This is a genomic window from Sphingobium anseongense (assembly GCF_037725245.1).
In the GTDB taxonomy this organism is placed as follows: domain Bacteria; phylum Pseudomonadota; class Alphaproteobacteria; order Sphingomonadales; family Sphingomonadaceae; genus Sphingobium.
In genome coordinates, this window is sequence record NZ_JBBJUL010000010.1 from 49,815 (window position 1) to 62,737 (window position 12,923).

A 12,923-nucleotide genomic window follows, 5' to 3' on the forward strand; every position below is an offset into this window, starting at 1 on the left:
ATGGCTGCGGTTGTTCCATATTTGTTCTGTGGCGGCAAGTCGATCGGCGGGATATGGGCGCGAGTCGCGGTCGCCGCAACCCGCCGTCGTGCGGCAGCCAGCCAACCGTTGGTTGCCGTAGCGTAAAAAGACTGGCGCTGTCGTTCGTCGGTCGCTATGGGCCGTTCGTCGTCGGATCATGCCGTCCGCCTCCGCACGTTTGCCGATGGTCGAACGCCGCGAAACGCGCAGGCGACGCATGTTATGATCCGCCGCGACAAGACGGCCTGCGTTTCGCCGGCCGCGACGACGGGAAAGGGGATACCAAAGCGGCCCCGGTCCTCGACAGTTTTATGAGATCCTGAAATGCCCGACAGCATCCAGGATACGCCCCCGGCCCTCCCTTGCGCCGGGGGCGTTTTCATGTCCGCATTCCCCCGCGCAACGACAATTTACCCTACGGCAATGTCGCTTGTCGGCAGCTTCATGTCGTTCATCCCGTCGTTCGTCATGCCCGCCGCCGCCGTTGGTCGACGCCGCTGCCGTTCGCCGACGCGACGGGCCGCCGGTCGAAGCGGGCGCGCGGCGGCGGCAAGGGCGGCGTAGAAAGAATGGGCAGGACGGAAAGAGCGGCACGCTTCCTTGAAGACAGCGCCACTCGCCCGACCGCACCGACAGGGTTTCGCATCGTCGCGACGACTGTCGGGCACCCAGCTTGTTCAGTTCGAGGAGACCATGCCATGTTTACCGCCATCAAGACCATTTCCGCCCTGACCGCCATCGCCGCGCTGGCCGCCGGCAGCGCCGCTTCCGCCGGGGAGTTCCAGTCCAACGGCCGCACCGCGGCAGTCCGCTTCGGCGATCTCGACCTGTCGAAGGCCGAGGGCCAGAAGCAGCTGCAACAGCGCATCAACAAGGCAGCGTCGCGGGTCTGTTCGACCGCCAGCCTGAACGAATCCAATGCCTGCCGCAAGCTGGCGATCGCCAATATCAAGGCACCCGTCGAGGCCGCCATCGCACGGGCGCAGTCCGGCGAGCGCTATGCCGACGCCGGCACCGACGCACGGATGCCGGCGCACTGAGCCGGCATTGACGGACCAGGCACGGGAGGTTCCGGCGGTATCGCCGGGGCCTCCTGCGCGTTTCATGCGGATCGGCTTGTGATAGGCTGCGCGCGCCTCTAAATCCACGCCATGTCCACGCCGCAATCCCCCGATCGTTTCAACGAGGACAAGGCCAGCTATACCGTGCGCGGGGCCGGAACGCCCGACATCGACGCCGGGGTGGAGGCGATCCGCAATGTGCTGAGGACGCTGCCGACGCGCCCCGGCGTCTACCGGATGCAGGATGCGCGCGGCGACGTGCTGTATGTCGGCAAGGCGCGGGCGCTGCGCAATCGCGTCGGCAATTATACCCAGGTCGACCGACTGCCGCGCCGGTTGCAGCGGATGGTGTCGCAGACGCGCAGCATGACGATCGTCACCACCAACAGCGAGGCGGAGGCGCTGCTGCTGGAAGCGCAACTGATCAAGCGGTTCCGCCCGCCCTATAATGTGCTGCTGCGCGACGACAAAAGCTTTCCCTTCATCCTGCTGCGCGAGGATCATCCATTCCCGCGCGTGCAGAAGCATCGCGGCGCGCGCAAGGCGCAGGGGCGCTATTATGGGCCGTTCGCCAGCGCCGGGTCGGTGACGCAGACGATCAACGCACTGCAAAAGCTGTTCCTGTTGCGAAGCTGTACCGACAGCTTCTTCGCCAACCGCTCGCGGCCCTGCCTGCTTTATCAGATCAAGCGCTGTTCCGCGCCCTGCGTGGGGCGGATCGACGAGGCGGCCTATGGCGAGCTGGTGCGCGACGCGCAGGATTTTCTGGGGGGCAAGTCGACCGCCGTGCAGAAGAAGCTGGGCGCGCAGATGCAGGCCGCGTCCGAGCGGCAGGATTTCGAGCAGGCGGCGGTGATCCGCGACCGGTTGAAGGCGCTGACCTTCATCCAGGGGAGCCAGGCGATCAATGCCGAGGGGCTGGGCGACGCCGACATTTTTGCGCTGGCGGCGAAAAATGGGGCGATGTGCATCCAGGCCTTCTTCATTCGCGGCGGGCAGAATTGGGGGCATCGCAGCTTTTTCCCGGTCCACACCGCAGAGGTCGCCGAGGATGAGGTGCTGGCGAGTTTCATGGCGCAATTCTACGAGGAAGTGCCGCCGCCCCGGCTGGTGCTGGCCGACCGCCAACCCGCCGAATGCGAGTTGATGGCGCAAGCGCTGAGCGAGCGGATCGGCGTGAAGGTGCGGATCGAGGTGCCCCGGCGCGGCGAGCGCACGCGGCTGATCAAACAGGCGCAGCGCAACGCGATCGAGGCGCTCGACCGGCGGCTGGCGGAAACGACGACGCAGGCGCGCGTGCTGGACGACATGGTCGAGCTGTTCGCGCTGGACGGCGTGCCCGACCGGATCGAAATCTACGACAACAGCCATATCCAGGGCGCGCATGCGCTGGGCGCGATGGTGGTGGCGGGGCCGGAGGGGTTCCGCAAGAGCGGCTATCGCAAGTTCAACATGAAGAACCCGGAGACGTCGAACGACGATTTCGCGATGATGCGCGAGATGTTCGAGCGGCGGTTCGGGCGCGCGGCGCGCGAGGACCCGGACCGCGACGGCGGCGAATGGCCCGACCTGGTGCTGATCGACGGCGGCAAGGGGCAATTGTCGGCGGCGCGCGCGATGCTGGAGGATATGGGCATCGAGGATGTCTGCATGATCGGCATCGCCAAGGGGCCGCATCATGGCCGCGACGGGCGGGAGGTGTTCCACCTGATGGACGGGCGCGAAATATCGTTGCCGGTCAATCATCCGGTGCTGTTCTACATGCAGCGGCTGCGCGACGAAGCGCATCGCTTCGCCATCGGCGCGCACCGGGCCAAGCGCAGCAAGGCGATCACGGTCAGCACGCTGGACGAGGTGCCGGGCATCGGCCCGTCGCGCAAGAAGGCGCTGTTGATGCATTTCGGCACGGCCAAGGCGGTCAAGAGCGCGGCGCTGGAGGATCTGCAACGCGCGCCGGGCGTGTCCAGGGCGGTGGCGCAGCAGATATTCGATTATTTTCACGGCTGAGGGGATCGCGGCGGGGCCAATCGGCGCGCCTGCCGCCGCTCGCAAGGCACGCATTCGCATATGCCGGCGCCATGGTCGGCCATCGCTGAATCGGGGCGATTCTCTCGCAGTTGCAAAATTAACCGATTGCGCCTATATACCGTCTCGCTGACGTCTCAATTGACGATCTATGAGCCCTTTCCATGGCCGCCGTTCAAGGTGCCGCACGGGAAAGGTCTGCTGGGAACGCGATAGCGTCCTTTCCGATCATGGTTCTCACACACAGGCCGAGCCAGCGGTTCGCGTCGTCACCGGATGACGCGACCTTTCAACCAACTAGGCGGCGAATGGCCGCAAGGACTCAATGCAACTTACCAATCAATCCCAGTTTCGCCCGCTTCTCTCTCCTGTCTTCGATCGTTCGTCGCCGGCCTTTGCCCGGCCCCGCCCATCGGGCACCTTGTCGAGCCAGGAATTGCAGCGGATCGTAGCCGAAATGGTCGGCTGACTCACCCACCCCGGCCAGGCAGAGCATCGGCTTTGCCTGGCCTTTCAATGCCATTTGCCCAAGGAGCAGACTATGAGCCGCGAACCTGTAAAGCCTTTCCTCATCAACAAGGACGAGGAGGGCCATTATCGCCTGACCGTGCGCCATACCCGCTTCAATTCGCAAGGCTATCCGATCGTGACGGCGACGTTGCAGGACGAACAGTTCAAGACCGCGAATGCCGCCCGTGCCCACGCGCGCGAGCATTTCCGCGCCGAGCCGGGCCAATATTCGACCAAGTGAAGCAGGCCGGAAAAGCGGCATGTCGCCGCTTGCCGGCTATCGCGCGAGAGGAACCGGACCATGGCCAAGAGCCAGAAGAAATCGAACAAGGAAGTGCGCAAGCCCAAGGCCGAACAGCCCAAGAAGGCCAACGCATCCAACCCGTCGACCAAGCCGCCGCCAGTCGGGATCGTCACGATCAAGAGCTGAACGCGCGGCTGGCGATCAATGGCGCGAGCGGATAGACACGGGCGATGCCCGCCCTGTCCACGCCCGCCATCGTCTGCGCGCTGCGCCATCATGGCGAACATGGCGCGATCGCCCGGCTGTTGACGCCGGAGCACGGCCTGATGGCAGGCTATGTCCGGGGCGGACGGTCGCGCGCGATGCGGCCCGTGCTGTTGCCCGGCAACCAGGTGCAGGCCGAATTCCGCGTCCGCACCGAGGAGCAACTGGCCGGGCTGACCGTCGAGCTGGCGCACAGTCGCGCGCCGTTGCTGGGCGAGCCGCTGCCGGCGGCCGCCATCGACTGGGCCTGTGCGCTGACGGCGGCGGCGCTGCCTGACGCCACGCCCTATCCCCGGTTGTACGAAGCGCTGGACGGCGTGCTGGGCGCGGTCGAGGCGGCGCCGGCGGCGCGCGGCTGGGCCGTGGGGCTGGTGCGGTACGAACTGCTGATGCTGGCCGAGCTGGGTTTCGGGCTGGACCTGACCCGCTGCGCCGCCACCGGGCGGGCCGAGGAACTGGCGTTCGTCAGCCCGCGCAGCGCCGCGGCGGTCAGTCGCGCAGGCGCACAGGGCTATGAAGCGCGGCTGTTGCCGCTGCCGCCCTTTCTGCTGGCAGGCGGCGAGGCGGACTGGGGCGACATATTCGACGGATTGCGGCTGACCGGCTTTTTCCTCGAACGATCGCTGCTGACCGACAGGCGCGCCGATGTGCTGGCGGCGCGGGTGCGGCTGGTCGAGCGGCTCAAAAGAGCGGTTGCGTGATGCGGCGGGGCTTCATAAGGCGGCCGCCACTTGTCCGATGGAGTTTTCGCCCATGTTGATCGCCCTGCTGCCCGGAGACGGGATTGGTCCCGAAATCGTCGCCCAGGCCAAGCGCGTGCTGGATGCGCTGGGGATCGACGGGCTGCGCTATGAGGAAGCGCTGGTCGGCGGTGCGGCCTACAAGGCGGTCGGTCATCCGCTGCCGCCCGAAACGCTGGACCTTGCCAGGCGCGCCGACGCCATCCTGTTCGGCGCGGTGGGCGATCCCGATTGCGACGCGCTGGAGCGGCATTTGCGGCCCGAGCAGGCGATATTGGGGCTGCGCAAGGAACTGGGCCTGTTTTCCAACCTGCGCCCGGCCAAGGTCTTCCCCGAACTGGCCGACGAATCCGCGCTGAAGCCCGAAGTGGCGCGCGCCATCGACCTGTTGATCGTGCGCGAGACCAATGGCGACGTCTATTTCGGCGAAAAGGGCTTTCGCACCACCATCGATGGCCTGCGCGAAGGCTATGACGTCATGTCCTATAACGAGGCCGAAGTGCGGCGCATCGCCCATGCCGGGTTCCAGGCGGCGCGCGCGCGGCGGGGCAAGCTATGTTCGGTGGACAAGGCCAATGTGCTGGAAACCAGCCAGTTGTGGCGCGACGTGGTGACGCAGGTCGCCGCCGACTATCCCGACGTGGCGCTCAGCCACATGTATGTCGACAATGCCGCCATGCAGCTGGTGCGCAATCCGGGCCAGTTCGACGTCATCGTCACCGGCAACCTGTTCGGCGACATATTGTCCGACCAGGCGAGCATGTGCGTGGGTTCCATCGGCATGCTGGCGTCGGCGACGCTGAACGGCAGCGGACAGGGGCTGTATGAGCCGATCCACGGGTCCGCGCCCGACATCGCCGGCACCGGCAAGGCCAATCCGCTGGCAACGGTCCTGTCGGCGGCGATGATGCTGCGCTACTCGCTCGACATGCCCATGCAGGCGGACCGGATCGAGGCGGCCGTGGCCAGGGCGCTGGCGGGCGGCGCGCGCAGCCCCGACCTGGGCGGGACCATGACGACAGTGGAAATGGGCGACGCCGTGCTGGCGGCGCTGAACTGAGGGACGACGCGATGAAGCGGAAAAGCGGGCAGGACCCCGACATCACGAAACATTGGCGTCCCGCCACGCTGGCGGTGCGCGGCGGCACCGCGCGCACCGAATATGGCGAAACGTCAGAGGCGCTGTTCCTGACCAGCGGCTACAGCTATGACCGGGCCGAAGATGCGGCGATGCGCTTTGCCGGCGAGCAGCAGGGCATGACCTACAGCCGCTTGCAGAACCCGACCGTCGAGATGCTGGAGCAGCGGATCGCGTTGCTGGAGGGGGCGGAGGCGTGCCGCGCCACCACCACCGGCATGGCGGCGATGACGGCGGCGCTGCTGTGCCAGTTGTCGGCGGGCGATCATGTCGTTGCGGGCAAGGCGCTGTTCGGGTCGTGCCGCTGGCTGGTCGATACGCTGCTGCCCAAATTCGGGATCGCAACGACGACGATCGACGCGCGCGACACAGGCGCGTGGGAAGCGGCGATCCGGCCCAATACCAAGGTATTTTTCTTCGAAACGCCTGCCAACCCCACCATGGATGTCGTTGATCTGGCAGCCGTTTGTGTAATCGCGCGCGCGCATGGCATCACCACCGTCGTCGACAATGCGTTCGCGACGTCGGCGCTGCAACGGCCGATGGATTTCGGCGCGGATGTCGTCGCCTACAGCGCGACCAAGATGATGGACGGGCAGGGCCGCGTGCTGGCCGGGGCGATCTGTGGCACGCGCGACTGGATCGACAATGTCCTGCTGCCCTTCCATCGCAATACCGGGCCGACGATTGCCGCGTTCAACGCCTGGGTGGTGCTCAAGGGACTGGAGACGCTCGACCTGCGCATACGCCGCCAGAGCGAAAATGCGCTGAAGGTCGCGAAATTCCTGGAAAGACGTGTTTCCAGGGTCTTGTACCCCGGCCTTGAGAGTCATCCGCAACATGGGCTGGCGATGAGCCAGATGGTCATGGCCGGGCCGATCTTTTCGCTCTATGTCGGCGGTGGCCGCGCGGAGGCGCACGGCCTGCTCAACGGCCTGCAACTGGTCGACATCAGCAACAATATCGGCGATTCGCGATCGCTGATGACGCATCCGTCGTCGACCACCCATTATGGCATGGCGGAAGACGCGCGGCTGGAGGTGGGCATTACCGAGGATATGTTGCGCCTCAACGTCGGCCTGGAAGATCCCGACGACGTGATCGAGGACCTTGATCGCGCGTTGGCGTCGATAGGGCGTTGACGGGAGCGGGGGTTCGAGCGCATCAGTTTTCCGGTGAACCCCCTATTCCCCTTCCACGCGACGACGCGCGACATCATCGTGCACGTTGCCGTCACATATCTGCCCGAACAATCGGAGCCTGACCGGGGCCGCTGGTTCTGGGCCTATCATATCCGCATCGAAAATCAGGGCACAGAGCCGGTGCAGCTGTTGACGCGCAGCTGGGTCATCACCGACGGACGCGGCGCCCAGCACAAGGTGCAGGGCGACGGCGTGGTCGGCGAACAGCCGGTGGTGCAGCCGGGGAAAAGCTATGATTATGTATCGGGATGCCCGCTGGCGACGCCCACGGGGTCGATGCAGGGCAGTTACCAGATGATCGGCGTGCGCGGCGAGTTGTTCGATATCGCCATCCCGCGCTTCGCGCTGATCGCGCCGGCCGTCGCCGAATGAAGCGGACCCATTTGCCGTTGAACGGGCTGCGCGTGCTCGATGCGGCGGCACGTCACCTGTCCTTCACCCGTGCCGCCGACGAATTGGCGGTGACGCCCGCGGCCGTGGGGCAGCAGATCCGCGCGCTGGAGGATATGCTGGGCGTGGTGCTGTTCCGTCGCACCCCCAAGGGGCTGGAACTGACACCCGAAACGCAGGCGGGGCTGAACGCCCTGCGTGCCGGATTTCTGGAGTTCGAGGAAGCGGTGCGGGCGATGCAGGCGGGCCAGTCCAGCCTGTCGCTGACCATCGCCGCGCCGCGCGACATCACCTGCAAATGGCTCCAGCCGCGCCTGGCGGCCTATGCGTCGGGCCACCCCGGCCTGAAGCTGGCGCTGGTCGCGGCGGACGAGGCGATCGATTTCACCGAAGCCAATCTGGACATCGCGATCCGGCTGGCGAGCGATGCGGGCGAGCATGAGGGGGTTGCGCTGGGCGAGCCGCTGTTCGTGACCGTGGAAGCGGCGAATGGCGGGCCGGACCAGCGGATCGACTGGCCTGGATGCCCCTTGGGCGACAGCCCGGCGGTTTTGCGGGTGGCCGACGCAGGCCTTGCGATCGAAGCCGCCGCGACCGGCTTTGGCCGCGCCACCGTGCCGGCGATGCTGGTCGAAGCGGACTTGGCCGATCGCCGCGTCCGGGCCGTGGGCAATCCTGTCGCCGCCAGCCAATCCTATTGGCTGATCGCGCCGCTGCCGCAATGGCGCCAGAAGAAGGTCAAGACGCTGGTGGAGGCACTGACGGCATAAAGCATCGGCAAGGAGGCGTCAGACCGCCGCCACGCCGTCTGCTTCGACGACATCGTCACCGGCATAATAGCCGCGCACCCGCACCCGTTTTTCGACATGATCGACCGGAACGCGCAGCAGCACCAGTCGGAAACGGCCGCCATGGTCGCGCTGAAGGTAGAAGCCGGCGGCATCCCGCTGGAGCCTGCCGGTTTCATCCACTTGCGCGCCAATATCCATAGGCTTCAGTCTAGCCTGTTCTTGATCCCCTTGCCAGCCAGCACGCCTATCACCAGGAACAGGACGAACAGCGCAATGGCGATGAAGAACAGGATTTTGGCGATGCCCACGAACGTGCCCGCCGCGCCGCCGAAGCCGAGCAGCGCCAGCACGGCGGCGATGACAAGGGAAATGATGGCAAGCTTGATCATGACGGCCCCTTTACATTGGACAATAATATCCAAGCGTTTGCCGCGCCGGCTTGTTCCCATGGCGCCGGTGACCCTATGTGACGCAGATGAGTGAAGGACATGAGCGGAACGGCGAGTGGACGGTCAGTCGCCGCCAGTGGATAGCGGGCATGGCGGGCGCGTCGGCGGGGCTGATCCTGCCCGGCATAGCGCCCGGCTGGGCGCGCAGCGGATCAGCAGGTGTCGTGCCGGGCAGCGGCGACGCGCTGTCGGGCGAGGAGATCGCGCTGACCATCGGCCATTCGCCGTTTCGGATCGGCAAGCGTGTCGGCCATGCGGTGACGGTGAACGGATCGCTGCCCGCGCCGCTCATCCGGCTGCGCGAGGGGCAGCGCGCGCGAATCGCGGTGACCAACAGCCTGGCCGAGGACAGTTCGATCCATTGGCACGGCCTGTTGGTGCCATTTCAATATGACGGCGTGCCGGGCGTCAGCTTTCCCGGCATCGCGCCGGGCGCGACATTTACCTACGATTTTCCGGTGCGGCAGGCCGGCACCTACTGGTATCACAGCCACAGCAACATGCAGGAAGCGATGGGCCTGTATGGCGCCATCGTCATCGATCCTGCCGGGGGCGAGCGGGTGAGCGCGCAGCGCGAGCATATCCTGGTGCTGTCCGACTGGAGCTTTGCCCATCCGCACAGGCTGTTGCGGCGGCTCAAGCAGCAGGGCGGCTATTATAATCGCCAGCGGCAGACGGTTGGCGGATTGCTCGAAGGGCGGGACCAGCCGCTGGGGGAGCGGATCGACTGGGCGGCGATGCGGATGGACCCGACCGATATTTCGGACGTCACCGGCGCGGTCTACAGCTTCCTGGTCAACGGCCATGACAGCGCGGGCAACTGGACCGGGCTGTTCGCGCCGGGCGAGCGGGTGCGGCTGCGCATCGTCAATGCAAGCGCGATGACCAATTTCAACATCCGCCTGCCGGGGCTGGCGATGACGGTGGTGCAGGCCGACGGACAGGATGTCGCGCCGGTCGAGACCGACGAATTGCAGATCGCGATCGCCGAAACCTATGACGTCATCGTGCATCCGGTGGAGGATCGCGCCTATGCCCTTGTGGCCGAAGCGGTCGACCGGTCGGGACAGTGCCGCGCGACGCTGGCGCCGCGCATGGGGATGGCCGCGGCGGTGCCGCCGATCCGCAGGCGCCCGCTGTTGACGATGCGCGACATGGGCATGGATCATGCCGCTCCGGCGATGGACGGGATGGATCATGCCGCGATGGGTCACGCCGCCGCCGCGCCGATGGATCATGGCGCGATGACGATGCGCGATCCCGCCGCCGCGCCGCAGGTTCTGCTGGGGCCGGGGGTCGCCATGCTGTCGCCGATGCCGGTGGACCGCACCGGCGACCGGCCCACCGGCCTGGAGCAGGTGTCGCATCGGGTGCTGACCTATCGCGATCTGCGCGCGGCGACGCCCAATCCCGATGTCCGACGCCCCGCGCGAAAGATCGCGCTGCACCTGACGGCGAACATGGAACGCTATATGTGGTCGTTCGACGGCGTCAAATATAGCGACGGGGCAGAGCCGATCGCGATGCGGCTGGGCGAGCGGTTGCGCATGACGTTGATCAACGACACGATGATGCCGCACCCCATCCACCTGCACGGCCATTTTTTCGAACTGGTGACGGGGGCGCAGGACGATGCGGCCAAGCCGCGCAAGCATACGGTCAATGTGCTGCCGGGGGGGAAGGTCAGTTTCGACCTGACCGCCGACGCGCCGGGCGACTGGGCGTTCCACTGCCACATGCTGTTGCACATGCATTCGGGCATGTTCCGGGTCGTAACCGTGCGCGGGGATGCGGCATGAGGCGCGCGCTGATCGCGCTGACGCTGGCGGGCGCGCCGATGCCGGCGGCGGCCCAGCACGACCATGGCGCGCCGCCGGCCGCTCAGCCGGATCATTCGGGCCATCAGGACCATGCCATGCTGCCCGCGCCGCCCGCGCCGCCATCGCCGGGCGATCATGCCGCCGACGCGATATTCGGCGGCGCCGCCATGGCGCGGGCGCGGGCGTCGCTGGCGCGCGAAAGCGGCGGTATGGCCCATGCGATGCTGCTGATCGACCGGCTGGAGTGGCAGGCGCGCAAGGGCGCGGACGGCTATACCTGGGAAGCCGAGATGTGGGTCGGCGGCGATATCGACCGGCTGACGATCAAGAGCGAGGGCGAGGGCATCGCCGGCGGTCCGCTGGACGACGCCGAGGTGCAGGCGCTGTGGAGCCACGCGGTCGACCCCTGGTGGAACCTGCAACTGGGCGTGCGGCAGGATATCCGGCCGGCCCCGGCGCGCAGTTATGTCGCGGCGGGGATCGAGGGGCTGGCGCCCTATTGGTTCAAGGTGACGGCGACCGCTTTCCTGTCCGACAAGGGCGATCTGATGGGCAGGGTAGAGGCGAGCCATGATGTGCGGCTGACGCAGCGGGTGATTGCGACACCGCGCATCGAAGCGCGATTTTCAGCGCAGGATGTGGCCGAACAGGGGATCGGCGCGGGCTTGTCCGAACTGGAGCTGGGGTTGCGGCTCCATTATGCGTTCAGCCCGCGCCTGGCGCCCTATGTCGGGGTCGAATGGGCAGGCGCGCTGGGCGACAGCGCGCGCTATGCCCGCGCGGCGGGGGACGATGCGCGGCGGACGAGCATGGTGACTGGCGTCAGGCTATGGTTTTGAGGACCGGGGTTCTGAGGACTGGGGTTCTGAGGACTGGGGTTCTGAAGATCGGGGTTTTGGGGGCGGCGCTTCGGCGAGCAGGTTGAGCATGCGCGTTACCAGCGCCACGAAACGGCCCTCGTCCACCAGTGCGGCGGGGTTGTTCCAGCTGGCGCTGAGCGCGATCCATTCCCCGTCCTGCCGCTGGCCGAGCAGGTTCATCGCGATCACGCCCGGCTCCGATCCGCCCTTGTAGCCAAGATAGCGCCAGCGCGCCGCATCGGCGGGGGCGATGCCGGGATTGACCGCCATGATCGGCAGCGCCTCGCCGCCCCGAACGCGCAGCCAGTCGAGCAGGCGAACCATGTCCATCGGCGCGGCGAACCATTCGATGCTGTCGATCGCGGTCGGCGTTTCGGCGACCTGGCCGACGTCGATGCTGGCGGCGGTGAGCGTATCGGCGTTGGCGCGGATCAGGTCGGCGCGCGCCTGCGGGGTGGCGGCGGCGTAGGTGGCGCGCAGGGCCGCCTGCGCCGGCATCTTGAGCGCGAACGCTTCGGCGGTGGTTAGCAGCGGCAGAGCAGCGTCTGGCGCGGCATGGCCGGTGGCGCGCAGCATCGCGTCCACCCGGTCGCGCCCCAGCGCGCGCAGCAGCGTATCGCTGGCGCTGTTGTCGCTTTCCGCGATCATCGCCAGCGCCAGGCTGTGCAGCGTCATCGGCGCGCCCTGCGGATAGGTGGACAGCCGCCCGGAAAAGCTTTTGGGGCCAAGCGGCGTCACGTCGCTCCACGCCCGTTCGCCCGCCGCCGTCGCGCGCGCAAGTTCGGCAAGGACATAAAGCTTGAAGGAGGAACCGGTCGCCATCTGCCCGTCGGGCGCGATGACATGGATCGGCACCGGGCCGCTGTCTGTGAGCCGCATCGCCGCCAGCGCCACGCCACCGGGCAGCGCGTTGAGTTCTGCCATGACCTCCCCGGCACTGTCGCCCGACCGCTTCACGCCGACAAGGCGCAGGCCGATGACGCGATGCGGCGCGCGCGGCGCGATGACGAGCTGAAAGCCGAGCGTCGCGCGGGCGTAGCGGACCTCAACCGCGCCGATGGTCGCGCTTTCCATCCGCACATGCGCTAGGCTTTGCGGCGCCCCGTGCGCCGCCCGCCATTGCGCGGCCAGCGCGCGCCATTGCGCGACGGGCACGGCGCTGAGGAATATGGGCGAGAAGAGCTGGTCTTCCCTGCCGGGCGCCGCGAGAACATCCACCAGTTGCGCCGCGCGGGCGCGATAGTCGGGCGGGGGCTGGGCGTGGGCGGGGAGGAAGGTGAGGATTACCGCATAGAGGATCGCGATCAGGGTGAGGGTTTTCCCGAGCTTTCCGAACGCGGGCGGGGACGGCGCGCAAACCACCACCGTCACCCTGACGTCGTTTCAGGGTTCATTTCACCTTTCGGGC

At 67.0% G+C, this 12,923-nt stretch carries 14 protein-coding genes; 11 read left to right on the plus strand and 3 right to left on the minus strand.

Annotated features, from left to right (window positions below; all coding sequences use genetic code 11):
• Window positions 1–719 precede the first annotated feature (719 nt).
• From WG908_RS13465 to WG908_RS13505, 9 genes are all read left to right on the plus strand, one after another.
• Window positions 720–1,061, plus strand: coding sequence for a UrcA family protein (locus WG908_RS13465; RefSeq protein ID WP_340187109.1), 342 nt, complete (start codon window positions 720–722; stop codon window positions 1,059–1,061).
• Window positions 1,062–1,172: 111 nt separating this feature from the next.
• A complete protein-coding gene (gene uvrC, locus WG908_RS13470; protein WP_340187110.1) occupies window positions 1,173–3,089 on the plus strand; it encodes an excinuclease ABC subunit UvrC in 1,917 nt (638 codons plus the stop codon).
• A 559-nt stretch (window positions 3,090–3,648) separates the two neighbouring features.
• Entirely contained in the window at window positions 3,649–3,858 is a 210-nt protein-coding gene (locus WG908_RS13475; protein WP_340187111.1) for a hypothetical protein, read from the plus strand.
• 60 nt (window positions 3,859–3,918) lie between these two features.
• Complete coding sequence (locus WG908_RS13480) at window positions 3,919–4,047, plus strand: hypothetical protein (protein ID WP_340187112.1); 129 nt, start codon at window positions 3,919–3,921, stop codon at window positions 4,045–4,047.
• Between the two features lie 44 nt (window positions 4,048–4,091).
• Window positions 4,092–4,826, plus strand: coding sequence for a DNA repair protein RecO (recO, locus tag WG908_RS13485; protein WP_340187113.1), 735 nt, complete (start codon window positions 4,092–4,094; stop codon window positions 4,824–4,826).
• 52 nt (window positions 4,827–4,878) lie between these two features.
• On the plus strand, window positions 4,879–5,925 hold the full coding sequence (gene leuB / locus WG908_RS13490; RefSeq protein ID WP_340187114.1) for a 3-isopropylmalate dehydrogenase: 1,047 nt from the start codon (window positions 4,879–4,881) through the stop codon (window positions 5,923–5,925).
• 11 nt (window positions 5,926–5,936) lie between these two features.
• Window positions 5,937–7,145 carry a trans-sulfuration enzyme family protein gene (locus WG908_RS13495; RefSeq protein ID WP_340187115.1) on the plus strand — a complete coding sequence of 403 codons (1,209 nt, stop codon included), beginning with the start codon at window positions 5,937–5,939 and terminating at the stop codon, window positions 7,143–7,145.
• A 33-nt stretch (window positions 7,146–7,178) separates the two neighbouring features.
• Entirely contained in the window at window positions 7,179–7,577 is a 399-nt protein-coding gene (apaG, locus tag WG908_RS13500) for a Co2+/Mg2+ efflux facilitator ApaG/CorD (RefSeq protein WP_340187116.1), read from the plus strand.
• Window positions 7,574–8,365, plus strand: coding sequence for a LysR family transcriptional regulator (locus WG908_RS13505; protein WP_340187117.1), 792 nt, complete (start codon window positions 7,574–7,576; stop codon window positions 8,363–8,365). The genes apaG and WG908_RS13505 overlap by 4 nt, the downstream gene beginning before the upstream one ends.
• Before the next feature lie 18 nt (window positions 8,366–8,383).
• Here WG908_RS13505 and WG908_RS13510 read toward each other — a convergent pair whose 3' ends face one another.
• Window positions 8,384–8,584, minus strand: coding sequence for a DUF5818 domain-containing protein (locus WG908_RS13510; protein ID WP_340187118.1), 201 nt, complete (start codon window positions 8,582–8,584; stop codon window positions 8,384–8,386).
• Between the two features lie 5 nt (window positions 8,585–8,589).
• A complete protein-coding gene (locus WG908_RS13515; protein WP_340187119.1) occupies window positions 8,590–8,775 on the minus strand; it encodes a DUF1328 domain-containing protein in 186 nt (61 codons plus the stop codon).
• An 86-nt stretch (window positions 8,776–8,861) separates the two neighbouring features.
• Between WG908_RS13515 and WG908_RS13520 the strand changes: the two genes are divergently transcribed.
• Both WG908_RS13520 and WG908_RS13525 read left to right on the plus strand, forming a co-directional pair.
• Window positions 8,862–10,634, plus strand: coding sequence for a copper resistance system multicopper oxidase (locus WG908_RS13520; protein ID WP_340187120.1), 1,773 nt, complete (start codon window positions 8,862–8,864; stop codon window positions 10,632–10,634).
• Window positions 10,631–11,494 (plus strand): copper resistance protein B, encoded by an 864-nt coding sequence (locus WG908_RS13525; RefSeq protein ID WP_340187121.1) that lies wholly within the window; start codon window positions 10,631–10,633, stop codon window positions 11,492–11,494. Before WG908_RS13520 ends, WG908_RS13525 begins: the two co-directional genes overlap by 4 nt.
• Here WG908_RS13525 and WG908_RS13530 read toward each other — a convergent pair.
• Window positions 11,483–12,886: a serine hydrolase gene (locus WG908_RS13530; RefSeq protein ID WP_340187122.1), complete on the minus strand. Its 1,404-nt coding sequence runs from the start codon at window positions 12,884–12,886 to the stop codon at window positions 11,483–11,485. The genes WG908_RS13525 and WG908_RS13530 overlap by 12 nt on opposite strands.
• Between the last annotated feature and the right edge of the window lie 37 nt (window positions 12,887–12,923).